The following is an 18,943-nucleotide window of genomic DNA, read 5'->3' on the forward strand; positions in this document are numbered from 1 at the left end:
TAAAAGGCCTGACTCCGGTTGAATATCGAAATCAGGCCTTACAAGCCGCTTAATAAAAGTGTCCAACTTTATGGGGTCACTTCAGATAGGGGCTTTTTTAAAGCCCCTAAAAGCATCTATTTGTCATCAAATTTGAAATGTCTATACTAATGTCAGCATTTTATTTGCAACAGTTATTAATAGCCATACTTTTCTAATGATTCTTGCAAAATTATTCGATCAGTTAATGAGTTAAATTCCAATTTATCTTGCTTTTGTATTGGTTTAATCCGTTCTGACAATGCTAATTCAATTGTTAAATCACACTGATTGCCAGAGATATTTGTAACATTAAACTTAATTGCTCGTTGACGTGATTGTGTGCTAATCAAGGCATCTGGCTGATTAGCTTGCATCCAGCTGACTATACTGGCGATTAAATCTTCAAAAGGGTAGCAATAGCCAGTTAAATATATAGTTAATGTAAAATGGTATTTAAATCCTGAATTATCCACAGAGAAAGGCTCAACAATACCATCTTTGATGGTAAATTGATTTTTAGTTGTTGAATTATCGTTCAGCAGATTTTTCTCAAACAGATATTTTTTTAAATGATTAATTTTTTTCATACAGATCCTTTTAATATTTATAAATAATTTTGGTTACTGTTAAACCCACTAATTTAGTGAAAGATAGATGAGGAGGAATAAAATAATTGTCAATTCTCCATTCTCAATTTAATAGCATTAGTCCAAATATCTAATATAGCTATTCATTTTCTTAATCGGTTATTTTAAATTATTATTATCATTGTTAATTGGTGTTCTTAACCGATTTTGATGAACGACAAAAGGTGCTTATATTGCCTTTGCTTTTTAATAAACAGAGTAATAATGTTATGTTCATCACTACTTGGGCTAGGTAAGCACGATGGGGTAGATTGAAAAATGAAAATAAGCTGATAGTAGCACTTGATATTATCATCAACCAAGCTAACCAACTGTATCTAACTTTGTAGCGACAATTGTTGCGATCAAAAGTAAATAATCGCACAGCAATCATTAAACAAAAAATAGCATTAAGTGTCGTTATCATGATTTTTTGCCCCTAAAGTTATTGATAATGTCAGTTGGATCATCAAATTTTTTAATTAACCATAGTAATAATTTAACGCTAATAGCTGATGCAACTAATGCACCTAAGCCTGGTGGTATTTTAGTTTGAATATTGATTGGAAAAAACGGAATGAGTAAATACAGTGTCATTTCAGCTAAGAGCAAACCCATAGCAAATGAAATAAAAAATAAGATGATACGACGCAAACGGGAAATGCATTGTTCACTAATTACTAATAAAATCGAACCACAAAGAGCACCTAAAATAATACCATTTTCAATGTTAGGATAAATCATCGATAATGAAAAAGCACTGATAATTGCAGTAAAAGTTAGACTGGTGGGCTCTGTCATTAAATTAGTCCCATAAATTAATAGAATTAGAGTTTTTTTCAGGTACTGATTCCGGTACGTTTACTTCTATACCCATAGGCAATATCGCTGGTAATTCACATAGCTTAGGGTTGTTTTGATAAATTATTTCCACAATCCCCGTTGTTTTACCAAAAACACGATAAGCTAATGCATCAATAGTTTCATTTTGCATGGTATAAACTATCATTCTTCAATTACTCCATAGTTAATTTAGATTTTTTTAACAGCGACATTGATGGTGTTTCAATAAATAGGGCTCGGCGGAAAACAAGGGGGATTGCTCTATTAAAACCATTGCTCCGCCGAGGTGTGAGGGTCACTCGTTATAAATGATTATTTAATAATATGGTCGTTGCTAAATCATTTTTAAGCAATTAATCAAAATTGTAATAAATTGACATACAATACGATAAAGTATTGTTGATCAGTTAATAAAAAATTAGTTGCTGTCAGTTTCATTAATCTCACGAATAGCCTGTTTATCAGCATTACATTTTTCAATAATATGCAATAAATGTTCGTTGTATGTAAGGCTATCACCAAAAGTCATTGGATTAGGAGGCAAATTTGGTTGACAACTAATGAGTAAATTCGCGGGTATTGGTTGATTGACGAAGATTTTTCGCTCGGTTGTACAAGCTACCAGAAATAGGCATAGGCACCAGCTGGTTAGCACAAAAATTCTCTTTGAGTTGACCATTTATTTGTTCCTGATTTTGTAACGATTGTTGTTCTAAATACTGCTTGTTTTTTTCATAGTCAAAGATAATCTGATTATTTTTTATAATTGTTTGTTGCAATTGGACTACTTTTTGAGCCAATTGGCTGGCTTCATTGTTTGCTAATCGTTTAGCATGCAGTAAATCGCTAATAATAAAAAACAATAATATAAAGGCAAAAGCAATAGTGACGTTGGTTTTGTTCATACTAATCCTGGTAAATAAATAGTTTTGCCGTTTTGTTTTACTGCTGTAAGAACACACCTGCGTTGGTTGACGTGACTAAATTCAATATGAACCCATTGATTATATTCTTGGATGATTTTGTCAAATTCGACCCCCGAAGTGATTAAATGTTGGCAAATTTGTTTTGGATTGCCATAGGCACAATTGAAATCAACGGCTAAACCTTTGGTATGAGCACTGGTTTGCGACCCACCCACTTGGTAATTCAAAGCAAGGCTGCGGTATCCAGATGAGATAATGATTGGATAAGCTAAAGCTTTTCTAACTAATTCTAATTTGTTAGCTGTCAGATAAATATTTGCCATTAAGTTATCTGGCACACGATTATCTATTTTTAGTCGAGTTGCTGTTGTTGAGCGAGTAAATTCTTCTAATGTGAAGTGCTCGGTTAATTTCATGACTCTTCATCTCCTTTGATATATTTAACTAATTTTTATTTCGAATTTAAATTAAGTTGACTCCGAACCAATAACCTTGGTCATAGTTATGCCGGAGGTAAGTTCAAATTGCCAATTAAAACAGCTAAACGCTAAAATGACTAATGCTCTAGCAAAAGCCGAAAATATACATTTAAGCAATTAATGTTGTAATGCGAAATTTGTTATCATTTTTTACTATCCTTTTTTAATAAGTATATTCCAATCCTGATATCAGTTATCAAGAATCAAAGGATAATTTAAGTAATTTCTTACACTGTTTAATTATACAGTTTTTCACTCTTTTCTCCTAATTTATAATGAGTATTTAATTAAAAATAAGCTTTTTAAAATTGTTATTAATCAAATAATTGAGGGTTTTTGCGGACTGGATTTTGTAGTAACTGTTTAAACAATTAAAATCATTTATTTTGACTAAAATAAATTAGTATTTGGCGGTTGCCGATGTTAATTAAAAATCTAAGTATTAAGGTTTAATTCATATAAATAGTCATTGCTAATATGAATTTTATTAATAACAATCGGCAAATATTTAATAAAATTGCGGTATCTGAGTATACAAAATAAAGCTTTCTCAAATTGTAGTTTTTTATTATTGGTTTGTATGGTATAGGAGGATAGTTGATGATTGTTGTTAAGTGGTCTACACTATTTTCAACTATCCTAAAGTGATTATTAATTATTTGGGTTATCAAGATGTTTAGTCGTCATTTGTTTTTTTAATGGCTCAAGTAAATCACGAAACCAAAACATTATTATGTCTTTATCATTTTCCTGTAAATGAATATGTTCAGTAATGATTCGTGAAAGTAATTCGACGCGCTCTATTGTTTTTATTTTTTCCAACTCATTCATTTCTAGTTACCCTTAAATACTGTATCTACATACAGTATATAATAATTATCTTTTCGATCAAGTCATTTTTTAAAAACTTAGAACAAAGTAGTCAATAATATTTAGTATATTGATAATTATCTATTTTATTGTCTAAATGTTACACGATTCACTAAATAAGAAATATTAATAATGTATTTTTTGCTTTAGTTAAAAATGTCATTGATATGGTTTTTAGGTGGCCTTTTTTTTAGCTCAATATAATGATTGTTTACTATTAAATGAAGTCCTTTTAGGTAGTCAGTTAATATTAGACTCTGATGTGCATTTAGCCTGATACTTCGCCTTAAATAGAGATGATTCACATTTAAATCATTATCTGGCAAACCAATAATTTTCAGTTGTTGTTTAATGGCCTGTCGTTGTTGTTCAAAATTAACTGTGTGAGTACAGTTATTGACAGAACTCCAAGGCGTGCGTTCCGCCCGCAATAAAAATGTATCATTAGTTTTTACGCCATTACTGTTATTTTTGGGAACTAGCTTCCATTTAATTAATCGGGTGCAAATAAAAGATGAAAAACCATGAATCGGTGCATAGACCCCTTTAATTTTTTTGATAATTTCTTCATATTGATTAACTTTATCCTCATAAGCAAGCCGGACTTTAATATCCTTGCGTTTGACTAATGGTCCACCTTGATGAGTAGTATAAGCGGCCCAATCACCAATATCGGCCGATGCTAATACTGGATCGATAATATTATTGTCTACTTTTTTATTTTTTAAACGACGCAGTTCTCGCCATACACTGACTGGTGCTCCCCCTAATTGTTGAAATTGGCGAATCTTCCAGCGGCTGGCCCAAGCGGTAATCGCTTTAGATGATAGCTTTAAGTTTTCGCCTGTTTGAGTATCAATTTCGTTTTCTAGTGCATATCCATCAATATTTTTGGCAATATATTTGGCGATGTAGCCAGTTGCAGATCCTTTTTGTTTATCAATATCTTTAAATTCAAAACGATTGATGGCAGCACCTTTTTCATCCCCATCTTCATCCATAGCATATATCCACATACTATAAAAAGCTTTTTGAATATCTTTTGGACGCATAAAGATTAAAATATGCCAGTGAGGTGTACCGTCATGATGAGGTTCGGCAACCCGAAAACCAAAAAATTGAATATTTTCACGATTTAATTTAGCCCGAATTCGTGACCAAATTTTGCATAAGTAGGCTTGTGTTTCTCGTGGAGTGTTGCCTTGCCAGTTTTCAACAAAGCCACCTTTAGCATGCGCACTGTGATATTTAGCTGGTGCAGTCAAGGTTATAAAAGCACCTTGATAACCAAGTTGATCTGCTAAATCTTCAAAGCCCCGCATGCGTGTCATAAGCTCCACACGCCTTATTGCTGGGTTAGCAATTGATTTATAAACTTGTAAATCTAATGATATTTGTTCACCCGTTTCTGGATTTTCTATCGCCATCTTTTCCAGATATTTTTGATTGCGACGTTTTTGCTCTTGCCATTTCATTTGACAGCTACGACTAGCATAAGGTGATGCCTTTTTTTGCACTTGACCTACGGCAATTGCTAAATGTTCATGTTCAAAATCTCGGCGAGTTTTTAATTTACGCTGCCACCACTCATGATTGGTTATTTTAGCTAATGCTTTAATACAATTATCATTGGTTAATTTGTGATTTTTAAAATCATTAAAATAGGGTGGAATAATGTTAATACCAATTAGTTCTTTTAAAACACTACGATAGAGATTTTGCTCCAAACTATTGCTTTCAATATAATTCGCTTTCAAACAAAAGGCCTGATCTGCAAGACGGGTCTGGATGTGTTTATTCAGATAATTGGCTATGTCAACACTTAATTTTGCTAGCTTTTTTGTACATAATGTGGCTAATTGGGCAAATTCCTCGGTAAAATTTATTGATAAGGCACTGGGTTTGTCTACTTGGTAACGAGCTTTGACTTGCGATAATCTTGCCTGAATATTGCCACCTAAAGTTTGTCGTAAAAAACGGTTGGCTTGTTTTCTTCCTTCAGCTTGAAAAAGATTGATATATTTATCAGCAAAATAACCAGCTAAAAAATCAGGTAAATCACTAAAGAATTGAGCTCGGAATGGGTGGTCTTCTTGATCAACTTGCCACAATTTAATTTCATTATAGCTGATAGATTGTGGCATTTTTTTTCTATAATCAAGCTGGGCTATTGGCGTTCTTGCTAATTTTTTATTAGGTAAATATTGCCCTGTATTTTCATAATAATCACGCATAGCTAATAATAGAGAATGCTTATTTTTAGCTGTAATAAAAGGTAAAGAGAAAGATTGACTGGTCATAAATTCTCGGTAGCTGTTATCGTTTGGTACGCAGTTCTTTTAGACTTTGACAATCAATACAAAGTTGACAACCTTTTATCAATTGTCTACGTTTTTCAGGGATTGGCTCGTCACATTCAATACAATCTATTGCTGATTCGCCGGTAAAGGTTTGGCGATTAGCAATTAGATTATCGAGTTCAAGTTGAGCCAAATCATTTGCTTGGTCTATAATATCTTTCATTAGGCATTAGTCTCATAGCTTTGATGGCGAAGTTTTTCTGCTTCTTGATAAAGCAATTCATTTACTTCGCTAGCGGTTAAATTCTGATCTAAAATATGACCACTTATTTGCATTAAGCGATTTATATAAAGATCACAAAGTCGTTGTTCGGTTTCTTGTTTAATTTTTAACGATATATGCTGTAATTTAGATTGAGTGATATTGCTTGAGTTCATATGTTTTTTCCTTATCTTAATATTCATTATTGTTTGGTAAAATCTTGTGCTTCACAGTGGGTAAAAACATCCACAATGGCTTGTAAACGGCGAAGTCCTATCTCTAAATTATCTACTTCATTATCGTTGAGCAGATCAAAGTTTAGATTATGTTCTGAATACGACAATCTTGTGTTTAATGATGTTATACCTGAGGCTGCTAATAACAGTCTTTTTTGTCCAGGCTTTAACCGATTAAAATTGCTGCGTACTAAACTGCGATGTCCATGAATTAATTGATATAGATGTCTTATATGTTCAAGTTGACGAGATTGTTCAATATTATTCATCGCTCTTCCTTATATAAATGTAGTTTGAATCATCAAAAAAGAGTTATGTCTTTCGAAAAAGGCAAAGGCTTTATCAAATGGTTTGAATTAGTTTTGGAGATGCTTTATTTGCTTTAATTTAATCGTTTTACCATTACTTTTTTCAATCCAACCATTTGGATTATGCTTATTGGTTTGAATAAAAATGACTAACGGTTGGGTAGTCGATTTTTCACTTAAATAGATGGCCTGACTCATATTATTGCTCCATCAAATTTAGTTCAGGATTAAATGCTTTCGCCCCTTCAAGCGTAAGGGCGGTCATATTAATTAATGTTGTTGAGCGGTCATGTTTGCCTGTGATTCTTTTTTTTCGCGTTGGTAGCAATCCTTCATGTACATATTTTTTAACAGTACGAGGATTCATGCCCGAAACTCGAGCAAATTCATCAACAGTGACGTAAGGAGCAGAAATAGTGATTGAAATTGTTGTCATCATAGTGCATTATTCCTAACATAAATATGCTTATGTGTAATTATGTGTATTTATATGTAAAATTAAACTAAATATAATTTATCATTAAGCAAAGCTTAATGTCAATCATATTTTTATTTTTAAATTAACTTAGGCTTAATTCAAGATGAGTATTAATTTTAATTCTGGTGGTGCTAAAGTATTAGATAGAATTATTGAGGCTTATGGGTTTAAATCCAAAGCCGAATATAGCAATTATTTAGGGACATCAGCAGCAAGTTTATCAATTCGTTATCGACGAGATCTCTTTCCTTCTGATCTTGTTGTCAAATGTATGGATGAAACTGGTGCATCATTACAATGGTTAGCGACTGGTGAAGGACAATTTAAACCAGCTGAGCAATCTAAAGAAGCGGTTATTTCCGATGAAACTTTAGTTAAACTTGAGCGGTTGGCAAGCTTAAAAGATAAGGGAGCCATTACTGAACAAGAGTTTAGCGAATTAAAAGGACAATTGATTTAGATTAGCAAAGGACTAATTGTACTTATGTCAGTAAGAAAACAACCTAATGGTAAATGGTTATTTGAAAAATATCTTCCTGGTGGTCGTCGGATCCGTAAAAACTTCGCCACCAAAGGAGAAGCATTAGCATATGAAAATTATCTTGAAGAACAAGCAAATCAAAAACCATGGATTAATGAAAAAATTGATAAGCGTCGTTTATCTGAATTAATCCAAAGCTGGTATTCACTACATGGTCAAACCTTAAAAGATGGCCAAACTCGATTAAAAGCAATGCTTTTTGCCAGTGATTGTATGGACAATCCATTAGCAACAAATTTCACTGCAAAACAATTTACAACTTATCGCCAAAAGCGGATTGATGGTGAGATATATCGAACTGATCGCATTAAAACGGTTGCTCCTAGAACGATGAACCTTGAATTAACTTATTTTAAAGCCATGTTTAATGAGTTAATTCGGCTAGGGGAGTGGCAGCATAAAAATCCTTTGGAACTCGTTCGTTCATTTAAAACCGATGAACAAGAGATGGCTTATTTATCCAAAGAACAAATTCAATCATTACTCAATTCTTGTCAGCAAAGTAGTGCAACCGATTTAACCATTATAGTTAAAATTTGTTTGGCAACAGGGGCCAGATGGAGTGAAGCTGAAAGCTTAAAAAGCGCTCAAGTTAAGAACAGAAAGATTACCTACATTAATACTAAAGGTAAACGTAACCGCACAATTCCGATTAGTGATGAGTTATTTCAACAAATTCCCAATAAAAATGGCCAGCTTTTCACTGCTTGTTATTCGGCCTTTCGCTCGGCATTAGATAGAACTGGTATTGAGCTACCTGATCGACAATTAACACATGTATTACGCCACACTTTTGCGAGCCACTTTATGATGAATGGTGGCAATATATTAGTCCTGCAAAAAATCTTAGGCCATACCGATATAAAAATGACCATGCGCTACGCTCATTTTGCCCCAGATCACTTCGAAGATGCCGTGAAATTAAATCCGTTAGACCATGATTAATTAAAGAGAGATTGAGTCATTATTATTTCAATAATAATAAACTAAATTAAATAAAAAATGGCGGTAAATTGGCGATCGAAAATGATTTTATAGTGCTTAATATGTTTTTATATGCATAATTAACTAATTGATTAATAACTAAGTTGTTGATTTAAAACCTCTATCCAAAAAACTCATAATCGATTGGTCACTGGTTCAAGTCCTATTAGTTTTTATTTTGCTTTTTTAATACGATTTTTATCTATATTGTCAGCAATTAAAAATTGGAATGTCCAATATCACAAAAAATAAGAAAAGTATTTTAAAAAAATAGGTGCAATAAATATGAAATTTATTAACTGACATAATTTGCCATTTATGTTAAAGAAACTAATGATCCTATAGAGTTACGTTCGGATGATATTGTGATATTGAGATATTAGATTTAATTGAAAGATGATTGTTGTAACTTTTGAATTAATTGTTAGTATGATTGGTTCGTTAACTTCAGGTAATTATTTTAAAAGGAAGGATTTCTTTTATTTTATTTTGGCTTATTTTTTAGAGGAGTAGTAATTTGAGTGGTCGGTCGATCCAATGAAATTGTCATATTATTACTACTTTAAAAAGGCATATTTTTTTTAATATCAAAATTTTAGTTCTGATATCTCAATTACAGTATTGCCAATTGAAATATTAAAATAATTTTTAAACCTAAATTATGATGTGATTTGCCATATAGTTTTTGAAAAAGTAATCTTGCTTGAATATTATTGTCTTGTTGATAACATAGATTATAATCATTAACATCCTTTCTAACTTATTTTTAAAAAAATATTGTCAGTACTGACAAAAGCATTAGAGATGAGAATATTCTGTTAACATATATTGAATAATAATTTTATTTTTCAGTACACTACATTTAAAAAAAGAAGTATTGTTACTATTAATCGCAAAATGTTCATATAGTACTAAGTAAATTTATTTTTGTAACCTATGTTATTTATAAGAAGATCTAATTTACTATTTTGATTATTCTAATAATGAATATCTCTACTTTTATATTGATAAAGTTCTTTGTTAATATTATTGTATAAGAGTTAAGCATTTTTATTAGGAAATGATCATGATAGAACCACTATCCAATATTATTTTAAAAGCGTTACCTCGCAATAAAAAGGGCGTAATAGGTGCGCAGGTTGAAGTCGATGGTGTTTGTTTTCATGACAAACTGGAAGTTTGTGATTTAAAAGCAGCTTATCTTTATAACAATCGTTATCTCTTATTGTTTGTCATCGATATTGATATGGGACTTTATGACGAAGAGTTGTACATATATTTACTTGATTCTCAGAGTAAAAAAATTGTTGATCATGTTATTATTGGTGGTCAGCATGGTTGGTTAACACCCAGTATTTTCAAAGTTGGCGATATTAAAATTCTAAATGACAATTCCATAAGTTTTAAATTTATGTTCCCAAACGGTAGCGATGGTTGGATAATTAAGCTGTTTAGCAAGCCGATTAAAAGTTTACCATGGGTTTTAAAATATTCCCCTTTGGTGACATGTCCTGTTTCGTTTAAGCGCTATTTTCAAATCTATCCCAATACATTAGTAAAAGAAAATAGAAAACAAGACAAATAGGATTATTCATAAATATTAAGGAGTAAAAATGCCTTTAATATCTATACAAGATGCCTTAATTAATATTGAAAACATGTCAAATGATTGGTTTTATCTGCCTCCTGATTCAAAATCTTGGACACTTGATACAATAGGATTCTTTTGTGAAGATGAGGATATTGACAATGATTACCAGATTAATTTACCTAAGCAAGCTATTGAAGCAAATTGGATACCAACATTAGAAAAAGCCGATATTGAAAGTATTATTGATGTAGCTAACGATCAATTAGATAATCCAACATTAGATGATTTATTTAATTCTTTTGTTTTCTTTTTTGAAAATGATGCTTTTTTACAATATGATGATTAAATTCATCGAATTTTCAATAAATTATTCCTATTGCAAATCGCACTTAAATCCATTACCAAATAAAAATAGATGGCTAACATTTAATGATTTTATAGTCATTTGGCTAATAATATCAACAATCAGAACATATTAGCCTAAGGTTTTTAACTTTAAATAAAATCTCCAATTATTTCAGTTTAATGTTAAATCATAATGTATGATTTGGTGAGCAAGTACACAAGCGAGAGGTGTATTAATATAACTAGAATAATTTTAAGGATATATCACTGTGAGAATATATATCTAAATATGATAAGACTTAAACCAATCAATTATCCAATAATGATAGTTATATCTAACATTAGATATAAAGTTATTTTGATATTTTATACTAAAATACAGGCGTGACCTCAAACTTTTTAGCGAAGTTAGTTGTTGGTTTTACGTTATTATGTAAATAATAATGGAAAATCAAAACAATATTATTTTAAGAATCATCGAATGTTGGAATTGAGATGACTTAAAAAACGACTAACATTTAAAATAATAAATTTTTTGAAATTGTTAACATATTAAATAATATAAAATCATTTAATTGGTAGATACAATGCCATTTTATTGTAAATCAGAACAAGGAAGATAGGCATAGATCCAATTTTTAATTTGGATTGTGATAGCTTTCTTGATTATGGAAACGCCAAAACAAATACTGGAAAATCAGTAATTAATTGTTATAAGCAAAATAATACTTTTTATTTAAATGTTCAATTGTGAACAACATCCCAATTTTTATGTAAATTCTCAAAGTTATAAGACTACTTTGTATTTATCTTCTTAATAAAATCAAAAAGGACAAAATCGACAAAAATTTGTTCAAGTTTTCTGTTACAATCAGTTCAGTTAATCACATAGAACGGCAAAAACATTCTCCATCTGATTATTATTATGAAATAAGATCTAATAGACGCTCGCAATGCTATTTTTATTTTTTAATTATCATCTTTAATTCTAAAAATGGATATGGTTATTTGCATGATTTATAATGATTTTCTAGGTATATAAACGATACATCATTGAACTATTAATATCAGAATTGTATATGTCATGGGGTGATTACTATAGGAAAAAAATAGTTAGTATTAAAAAGGAAATACAAAATGGCATTGATACTTGAGAATAGTCAACAAAAATTAACCTACGAAGATATTATTGATTTCAACCGATTATTTGATGCGAAAATTCCTTCTTCTTTTCTTGATTTTTTCCATGAATTTAATGGTGGGGATTTTCCTAAAGTAAATGATCTTAATTGTGAATATTTGAGTGGTTTTTATAGCATCAAATATGGCCATTCGACCATAACACGAATATATAATGAACTATTGATTGAAAATCCAGAATTGCAATTCATGTTACCTTTTGCTTACGATCATAACCTTAATAGTTATTTAATTTCATTAAAAGAGGACGACTATGGAACTATTTATCTATGGTCGAATGAAGAACAGGGGATATCTCATATTTCCAATTCATTTGATGATTTTATTCAATCATTCGATCAATTCATCGATGCAGTTGAGATAAAAAAGGTAAGTAATAATATAAAAAATCGTTTAGTTAAAACTTTTATTATGGTCGGAGCAATTTGTATTGTTTGGTATTTTTTTTCGAGAAGATAAACAATTAAAACTTATTTAAATTGCATAAGATTTTTTATAACTTATTAAAGTTTTGCTGATTAATTTTGAGTATTGACGATTTTTATAAAGTTATCACGATAATCATTGTTAATTTTGGGATTCCAAACCATTGCAATTTCCCATTGAACAGTATTTTGTTCAGGAATGAGGAGTTTAACATTTGCCGGTAGGAATTGTTGCATACTTTGAGGAATTAAGGTGACAGCGTTACCACTAGCAACTAATGCTAGCAGTGTTGTCAGATCACCTTTTACAAAAATTTTGTTGGCTCTTAATAGATTACTTTGTAAAAATTGTTCGGTTTGCGCTGCTAGACAAGGGTAGGTAATGTTATCAAGTTGATATAATGAGTAATGGTTTAATATCTCTTGCAAGCTATTGCTCAGATCTTTCGGATAATTTTCAGGTATGGCGAGTGCCAGCATTTCATGACAAATAACTTGAGTAGCCAGCTTGTTGTCTACTGGCAAGCGTACAAAGCCGATTTGTAAGGATCCTTCAAGTAGCATGTCAATTTGAATACTTGATGGTAGATGATTCAGTCGTACTTCACAATTGGGCTCGCACTTAGAGAATTGGTCAATCCATAAGGGTACTTTTACAAATGATGATAGGTTAAATCCAATAGATAAAATCTGTTGTTCACTTTGGTTAAGTTGCTTGATATAACTTAAAAAATTATCATGCGATTGTAAAATGGATTTTGCTTTGACAAATAATTGACTACTAAAAGAGGTTAAAGTTGCACCGTGTCGCCCTCGCAAAAATATTTGTCCACCTGTTACGTTTCTAAAGCTTGAATCTGTTTTGTTAAGATTGGTTGAGTAACAAACAACGATTTAGCCGCTACACTATAATTGCCTTTTTCGACCAATTTTACAAAGGCTCGTAATAACTTTAGATCTATTCCTTGCATCTATAGAATCCTAAAAAATTGGAATTATATATAACCTAAAATCCTATTTATGATGTTTTTTGTTAAAGATAACAGAAATGATGATTTAAATCTCGTATAAATTAAGGATAAAGGTTATGAATAATATTATAAAAAATTTTAATGCTGTTTTATTTGATATGGATGGTGTATTAATTGATTCTAACTCAGTAATTGAAAGGGCTTGGTGTGAAGTGGCACAGATGTATGACAGGGAAATTTCAAATGATGAAATGATTAAGCATATTCATGGTCAACCTGGACCCCATACCATTTCAGCACTATTTGGCGATTTGTCAGCAGCCGATCAGCAAAAAGTTCAAGATTATATAATATATATCGAAAATACAGCTATCTATAAACCTATCGATGGTGTAGCTGAACTTATTTTAGCATTGCATAAAGTAGGTATTCGTATCGGAATTGTTACAAGTGGGTGGCGTCAAAAAATTGATTCCGTCATAAAATTATTGAAAGTCGATGGCTGTATTTCTGTAATTGTAGAACGAGACGATGTCACTAAAGGTAAACCTTATCCAGATCCTTATCTTTTGGCAATTAAGCGATTAAATATTCCAGTCAATCATACAATTGTATTTGAAGATTCCTCAAGTGGCGTAAAATCTGCTGTAGCAGCAGATACATATTGTGTTGGCATTGGGGGAGAGAACTTATTAAGTGTTGGTGCACAATTCACAATTCACAATTCACAATTCACAATTACTGATTTTTCGGCCGTAAAAATTGTTACTCATCCTAATGGTCAAATTATGATAAGTTTTGATGACCAGCATCAATTAACTTATATAAATCCGTGATAAGTTGCTCAAATTAATTTTTTTGTAAATTAACTATTTTAATAATGCTTAAATAATGAAAATGGTCAAAATAAAACCATTTCTTAGCTTGATTTATTGCTAGATCAGCGTTTATATATAAAAGTGATAAGTATGGACTTATCATTCATATTAATTTACTGGAGGAGCTTATAATGGTACAAAAATTTGCTGCATACGGTAGTGATGCTTCAGCTGGCACTTTTAAATGTGCTGATTGTGGCTATGTATATTCAAACCAGAGTAAAAAATCGTTACCTCCTTGCCCAGATCATAATAAAAAACCTCATAGTAAAAATGGCTGGTATATTATGTCAGGTCAGGGTGATTCTGTTAAAGATCCTCATCCAAATAAGAAATAATCTTTTAGTTATATCTTAAGGTAACCATTGGGTTACCTTTTTTATGTCCTTTATTCAATCAATATAATCACACCTTAATATTTATTATTACACCAACTATCTATTTGGTATTTAACGCTTTTTCGCTTAATCATTATCTATGCCTACTTTAATGGATAAAATGATTAACAAATATGGTTAAACGCATCAAAACAGAGATGACCAAGCCTTTATAAATGTGACAATGTCACGTAACAGATAAATAAAAATTTATTTTTTATCTGATTCCACTCTATTTGTGGGGTTCAACGCAAAAATGATTGATTAGCAATATTGACTAAAACGACAAATATAAATTTATTAGATACTCTTTTTTTCTAAAATTTTGTGTATGATAATTAACAAATTTCATTTATTTAAATAATAATTAAAAAAGATAAAATATTACTCTTATCATCTATTGATATAGAGGTATACCAGAATAAACTTCATTTTACTAAAAAGAGTGATAAAGCAGGATTAAAGGATAAAATAATGAGAAATTTGGTTAAATTAATGGTATTGCTTTCTGGAATTATGGTGTTTTCTCCCGTTTATAGCGATGATGATATACTTTCGGTTGATAAAGTAAGTTCAGCGATTGTTGAGAGTGCAAAAAGTTCCCTATTAGGTAAAAAGGGCAAATTTCCTTTCAAAACAGCAGATGGCACCGAAATTACTAATATTAGCTATAATAGCAACAATATTTTATTTGAATTTAAAATCCCATCCGATAGCCAAACCATACTTGCGCAATACCTTGCGGAAGATCTGCGGATAAGATTTAATCATGAATTTTGTCATAACGAAAATTTGATTAATGTACTAAATCATTATGATATTCGTTTTCTATTTCGTTTTGAATATACTGATCATCGAATTGTACCCGCAATACTTTCAATGAATGAGATTTGTTCATAAAATGAGCTAGTTTCAAATAATTAACTGTAAATATTGTGTGCAGATTAACTTATATAGATGATAGCGAAAAGTATTGGTTAATGATCAATAAATAGGTTTTATACTGAAACGTATAGTTTTCCTCAAACTTTTTTACAATTTTCATTATTTTTTGAAGTACTCTAGATAAAAATGGTAAATATTATTGATTGTTAACCCTAATTTCCACATTATAAATCATTCTATAAAAGTGATTAAAAAATAGAAATCAGAAAGTTTTAAAGAGTACTTTTACAATTAATTTTAGTTATTTATCAGGGCTAAAAGTTAACGATATTTGATTTAATCAGTTAACCGCTCATCCTTAGAAAATGGGCTTTTCAACAGAATGAGAGGTTGGTTGGTTGCTTAATTAATCTTATTTCTTAGCTATAAATACTGCCCGCATTGGTGCAGGGTAGCCTTCAATGGTTTTACTTGAATCATTTGGATCTAAGAAATCAGCTAATGAATCTGATGTCATCCATTCGGTTTTACGTTGTTCGTCCAAACTCGTTACTGATTTATCAACCATCTTAACATCAGAAAATCCGCATTTATGTAACCAATTAATCATCGTTGGAACCGATGGAATAAAATAGACATTTCGCATTTGCGCATAACGTTCGCCTGGCATTAACGCTTGATGTAGCTCACCATCAATAACTAAAGTTTCAAGTACTAGTTGCCCACCATCAATCAATTGATCTTTTAATTGAAATAGATGATCCAAAGGAGAACGTCTGTGATATAAAACGCCCATAGAAAATACGGTATCAAACGCATTGAGTTTAGGCAGTTCTTCTATTCCAAGCGGTAATAAATGAGCACGTTGATCGTTACCCAACAATTTGCGAATCGCTTCGAATTGACAAAGGTAAAGTGCCATAGGATCAATACCAACCGCTAGCTTAGCGCCTGCTCCAACCATTCGCCATAAATGATAACCACTATTACACCCCACATCCAAAACTGTTTTTCCTGCAAGATTATTAATATGAGGAATCAATCGTTCCCATTTCCAATCTGAACGCCACTCAGTATCGATATTAATCCCATAAAGATGAAAAGGGCCTTTACGCCAAGGCATCATATTTTTAAGCAATTGAGTAATACGTTGTTGGTCACCGATTGAAATCGGTTGTTCACTTTCGACCGTTACACTATTTAATAGATCAATTTGATAAGGTTTAATCGTAGGTAGATGTTTAATACTGTTGAGCCATTGATTAAAGCGGTTATCAATATTGCTTTTTTGCCAATTGGCAAGTTGTGCAGGTAATACTTCAAGCCATTTGCTCAGTTTATTTTTTGCGATAATCTGGTAAAAATCACCAAAATCAATCATTCTTTTTTCCTTTTAATAAAGTAAATTAATGCGTTATTTAATGGCAATGATTGAGCCAAAATTAAAACATTGAAACCAAGTATCAATATGTTTAAAACCCGCATCAGATAGACGTTTTTTATGGGTTTCAATGGTATCAGTAAGCATGACGTTTTCTAGCATGTTTCGTTTTTGACTAATTTCAAGTTCGCTATAACCATTTGCACGTTTAAAGTCATGATGCATATTAAACAGCAGTTCATCAACGGTTGAATCATTAAAACTAAATTTTTCAGATAGAACCAAGATCCCATTAGGTTTTAATGCCTGATAAATTTTATTTAAAACTTTTTGGCGATTTTCAGGTGTTAAAAATTGTAAAGTAAAATTCAGTACCACCATTGAGGCGTTTTGCATATCAATATTGCAAATATCGTCACAAATCACTTCGACTGGGGTATTGGCTTTATAAGATTCAATATGTCTTTTACAACGTTCGACCATTGGCTGTGAATTATCAACAGCAATAATACGGCAGTTTTTTTCATTGACATTCCGACGAATGGATAGCGTAGCTGCTCCTAATGAACAACCTAAATCATAAATTGTTGAATTGGGTTGAACAAATCTTTCTGCGAGCATACCAATCATGGAAATAATATTTGAATACCCCGGTACGGAACGTTGAACCATATCAGGAAATACTTCAGCGACTTTTTCATCGAATGTCCAATCGCCTAATTTATCAATCGGGGTTGAAAATAATTGATCTTTTTTAATATTCATAAAACATATTGGTGCTATTAAAATAAATTCTGTTATCATAACATTTTTTGACTTATATTGTTTGGATAATTATGACTATTGCAGCTTTCATAGCCATTTCTATAGCTATTATCATTAGTGGCTTAATGGCTGTCTATTTGGGAAAACGATGGCAGTTTTGGTTTAACTTTTCTTTAACAAGTTATTACCAAATTGTTTATTGGACAGTTGTTATTATGGCTGGGTTATCAATTGTCTTATCAAGGTTATCTGAAAACATTTCAACATATTGGCTTCCACTAATCTTAAATAATGTTTGTGCAATAATGATTTGCAGTGTTTTTATGTCATTAATTTTTGATATTGGGCGTTGGATCAGTAAACAAAGATTAAAACCTCAATTAGCAACTAAAGTTGTGTATATTCTTGGTGTTTTTTCATTATTTTATTACGGTCATGAAATGGCGATAGAGCCTAGCGTAGTTAACTATCAAGTTAAAATTGATAAAAGGGCAAAGGTCAATAAACTGCGTATTGTGCAATTGAGTGATATTCATATTAATGACATGACTTCTTCTGATAGAATTCAAGACATGGTTGATAAAGTAAATCAACTCAATGCAGATTTTATTGTAATTACTGGCGATACTTTGGATAGACGGTTACAACCTTTTACTGAAAAAGGTTTTGATAAACAATTTCAGCAATTTAAGTCAAAATATGGAACCTATATTATTTTTGGTAATCATGAATATTTGAATATTAAAGAAGAAAATAATCATGAACAAGATATTATCAATGCTTTTAAACACGCTGATATGAAAGTTTTAAAGGATGATGTCGTTTATCTTGATAACGTAGGTATTACTTTCATCGGTCGGGATGATTTTTCTTCATCGAATTATGATATTAAACGAGCATCATTGTCAGATTTAATCATGTTTTCTAATACCGACGAACCGATTATCTTGTTAGATCATCAACCACATGATCTCAATGAACCTGCAAATTTAGGTGTCGATTTAATGATTTCTGGGCATACCCATGCTGGGCAAGTATTTCCCATTAACCTTATTGAAAAATTAATCTATAAAAATAATTATGGAATATATAAAAATACAAAACAGCATTTTACCAGTATTGTAAGTAGTGGATTTGGTTTTTGGGGACCTCCAATTCGCTTAATGACACGTTCTGAAATAGTCGTCATTGACGTAACATTTGATGAAAAACCCACTGAGTTCTTTAATTTTTCTATGTAGGAATTTAAAC

The 18,943-nt window shown here is 31.2% G+C and carries 26 protein-coding genes; 9 read left to right on the plus strand and 17 right to left on the minus strand.

Annotated elements, in window-relative coordinates; translation table 11 throughout:
- Positions 1-176 precede the first annotated feature (176 nt).
- The 13 genes from H3S88_RS11275 to H3S88_RS11335 all read right to left on the minus strand — a co-directional run bounded on the left by H3S88_RS11275 (position 177) and on the right by H3S88_RS11335 (position 7,310).
- Positions 177-608 (minus strand): phage tail protein, encoded by a 432-nt coding sequence (locus H3S88_RS11275; protein WP_198228951.1) that lies wholly within the window; start codon positions 606-608, stop codon positions 177-179.
- Between the two features lie 184 nt (positions 609-792).
- Entirely contained in the window at positions 793-1,074 is a 282-nt protein-coding gene (locus H3S88_RS11280) for a phage holin family protein (RefSeq protein WP_198228950.1), read from the minus strand.
- Positions 1,071-1,448: a putative holin gene (locus H3S88_RS11285; protein WP_198228949.1), complete on the minus strand. Its 378-nt coding sequence runs from the start codon at positions 1,446-1,448 to the stop codon at positions 1,071-1,073. The genes H3S88_RS11280 and H3S88_RS11285 overlap by 4 nt, the downstream gene beginning before the upstream one ends.
- Before the next feature lie 4 nt (positions 1,449-1,452).
- Positions 1,453-1,656, minus strand: a complete 204-nt coding sequence (locus H3S88_RS11290) for a tail protein X (RefSeq protein ID WP_198228948.1) — start codon at positions 1,654-1,656, stop codon at positions 1,453-1,455.
- A 391-nt stretch (positions 1,657-2,047) separates the two neighbouring features.
- A complete protein-coding gene (locus H3S88_RS11295; RefSeq protein WP_198228947.1) occupies positions 2,048-2,395 on the minus strand; it encodes a hypothetical protein in 348 nt (115 codons plus the stop codon).
- A complete protein-coding gene (locus H3S88_RS11300; protein ID WP_198228946.1) occupies positions 2,392-2,832 on the minus strand; it encodes a D-Ala-D-Ala carboxypeptidase family metallohydrolase in 441 nt (146 codons plus the stop codon). Before H3S88_RS11300 ends, H3S88_RS11295 begins: the two co-directional genes overlap by 4 nt.
- A 714-nt stretch (positions 2,833-3,546) precedes the next feature.
- Positions 3,547-3,726, minus strand: a complete 180-nt coding sequence (locus H3S88_RS11305) for a hypothetical protein (RefSeq protein ID WP_198228945.1) — start codon at positions 3,724-3,726, stop codon at positions 3,547-3,549.
- 185 nt (positions 3,727-3,911) lie between these two features.
- On the minus strand, positions 3,912-6,065 hold the full coding sequence (locus H3S88_RS11310) for a replication endonuclease (RefSeq protein WP_198228944.1): 2,154 nt from the start codon (positions 6,063-6,065) through the stop codon (positions 3,912-3,914).
- A 16-nt stretch (positions 6,066-6,081) separates the two neighbouring features.
- Complete coding sequence (locus tag H3S88_RS11315; RefSeq protein WP_198228943.1) at positions 6,082-6,288, minus strand: TraR/DksA family transcriptional regulator; 207 nt, start codon at positions 6,286-6,288, stop codon at positions 6,082-6,084.
- Positions 6,288-6,503: a DUF2732 family protein gene (locus H3S88_RS11320; RefSeq protein ID WP_198228942.1), complete on the minus strand. Its 216-nt coding sequence runs from the start codon at positions 6,501-6,503 to the stop codon at positions 6,288-6,290. The genes H3S88_RS11315 and H3S88_RS11320 overlap by 1 nt, the downstream gene beginning before the upstream one ends.
- A 26-nt stretch (positions 6,504-6,529) precedes the next feature.
- Complete coding sequence (locus tag H3S88_RS11325) at positions 6,530-6,832, minus strand: hypothetical protein (RefSeq protein ID WP_198228941.1); 303 nt, start codon at positions 6,830-6,832, stop codon at positions 6,530-6,532.
- Positions 6,833-6,919: 87 nt separating this feature from the next.
- Positions 6,920-7,069, minus strand: a complete 150-nt coding sequence (locus H3S88_RS11330; RefSeq protein WP_198228940.1) for a hypothetical protein — start codon at positions 7,067-7,069, stop codon at positions 6,920-6,922.
- A gap of 1 nt (position 7,070) precedes the next feature.
- Entirely contained in the window at positions 7,071-7,310 is a 240-nt protein-coding gene (locus H3S88_RS11335; RefSeq protein ID WP_025315541.1) for a MerR family transcriptional regulator, read from the minus strand.
- A 142-nt stretch (positions 7,311-7,452) separates the two neighbouring features.
- On the opposite strand from H3S88_RS11335, the gene H3S88_RS11340 reads away from it, so the two are divergent.
- The 5 genes from H3S88_RS11340 (at position 7,453) to H3S88_RS11360 (ending at position 12,469) form a co-directional block, all read left to right on the plus strand.
- Complete coding sequence (locus tag H3S88_RS11340) at positions 7,453-7,809, plus strand: helix-turn-helix domain-containing protein (protein WP_198228939.1); 357 nt, start codon at positions 7,453-7,455, stop codon at positions 7,807-7,809.
- Between the two features lie 24 nt (positions 7,810-7,833).
- Entirely contained in the window at positions 7,834-8,835 is a 1,002-nt protein-coding gene (locus H3S88_RS11345) for a tyrosine-type recombinase/integrase (protein ID WP_198228938.1), read from the plus strand.
- Between the two features lie 1,105 nt (positions 8,836-9,940).
- A complete protein-coding gene (locus tag H3S88_RS11350; protein WP_198228937.1) occupies positions 9,941-10,459 on the plus strand; it encodes a hypothetical protein in 519 nt (172 codons plus the stop codon).
- A 28-nt stretch (positions 10,460-10,487) separates the two neighbouring features.
- Entirely contained in the window at positions 10,488-10,811 is a 324-nt protein-coding gene (locus H3S88_RS11355) for a hypothetical protein (RefSeq protein ID WP_198228936.1), read from the plus strand.
- 1,136 nt (positions 10,812-11,947) lie between these two features.
- Complete coding sequence (locus H3S88_RS11360; protein WP_198228935.1) at positions 11,948-12,469, plus strand: SMI1/KNR4 family protein; 522 nt, start codon at positions 11,948-11,950, stop codon at positions 12,467-12,469.
- A gap of 59 nt (positions 12,470-12,528) precedes the next feature.
- Here the strand turns inward: H3S88_RS11360 and H3S88_RS11365 are convergent, their stop codons facing one another.
- Together H3S88_RS11365 and H3S88_RS11370 are read right to left on the minus strand one after the other, a co-directional pair.
- On the minus strand, positions 12,529-13,254 hold the full coding sequence (locus H3S88_RS11365; RefSeq protein ID WP_198228934.1) for a LysR family substrate-binding domain-containing protein: 726 nt from the start codon (positions 13,252-13,254) through the stop codon (positions 12,529-12,531).
- A 17-nt stretch (positions 13,255-13,271) separates the two neighbouring features.
- On the minus strand, positions 13,272-13,406 hold the full coding sequence (locus H3S88_RS11370; RefSeq protein ID WP_198228933.1) for a LysR family transcriptional regulator: 135 nt from the start codon (positions 13,404-13,406) through the stop codon (positions 13,272-13,274).
- A 116-nt stretch (positions 13,407-13,522) separates the two neighbouring features.
- Here H3S88_RS11370 and H3S88_RS11375 point away from each other — a divergent pair, with 116 nt between their 5' ends.
- The 3 genes from H3S88_RS11375 to H3S88_RS11385 all read left to right on the plus strand — a co-directional run bounded on the left by H3S88_RS11375 (position 13,523) and on the right by H3S88_RS11385 (position 15,561).
- Positions 13,523-14,242 (plus strand): HAD family phosphatase, encoded by a 720-nt coding sequence (locus H3S88_RS11375; protein WP_198228932.1) that lies wholly within the window; start codon positions 13,523-13,525, stop codon positions 14,240-14,242.
- 173 nt (positions 14,243-14,415) lie between these two features.
- Positions 14,416-14,622 carry a hypothetical protein gene (locus H3S88_RS11380; RefSeq protein ID WP_025315619.1) on the plus strand — a complete coding sequence of 69 codons (207 nt, stop codon included), beginning with the start codon at positions 14,416-14,418 and terminating at the stop codon, positions 14,620-14,622.
- A 513-nt stretch (positions 14,623-15,135) separates the two neighbouring features.
- Positions 15,136-15,561: a hypothetical protein gene (locus H3S88_RS11385; RefSeq protein WP_198228931.1), complete on the plus strand. Its 426-nt coding sequence runs from the start codon at positions 15,136-15,138 to the stop codon at positions 15,559-15,561.
- A 397-nt stretch (positions 15,562-15,958) separates the two neighbouring features.
- Here the strand turns inward: H3S88_RS11385 and cmoB are convergent, their stop codons facing one another.
- Both cmoB and cmoA read right to left on the minus strand, forming a co-directional pair.
- On the minus strand, positions 15,959-16,927 hold the full coding sequence (cmoB, locus tag H3S88_RS11390; protein WP_198228930.1) for a tRNA 5-methoxyuridine(34)/uridine 5-oxyacetic acid(34) synthase CmoB: 969 nt from the start codon (positions 16,925-16,927) through the stop codon (positions 15,959-15,961).
- Positions 16,928-16,960: 33 nt separating this feature from the next.
- Positions 16,961-17,692, minus strand: coding sequence for a carboxy-S-adenosyl-L-methionine synthase CmoA (gene cmoA, locus H3S88_RS11395; protein WP_198228929.1), 732 nt, complete (start codon positions 17,690-17,692; stop codon positions 16,961-16,963).
- A 71-nt stretch (positions 17,693-17,763) separates the two neighbouring features.
- On the opposite strand from cmoA, the gene H3S88_RS11400 reads away from it, so the two are divergent.
- Positions 17,764-18,933: a metallophosphoesterase gene (locus tag H3S88_RS11400; protein WP_198228928.1), complete on the plus strand. Its 1,170-nt coding sequence runs from the start codon at positions 17,764-17,766 to the stop codon at positions 18,931-18,933.
- Positions 18,934-18,943: the final 10 nt, after the last annotated feature.

Source organism: Gilliamella sp. B14448G11, from assembly GCF_016101765.1.
Classification (GTDB): Bacteria; Pseudomonadota; Gammaproteobacteria; order Enterobacterales; family Orbaceae; genus Gilliamella; species Gilliamella apicola_N.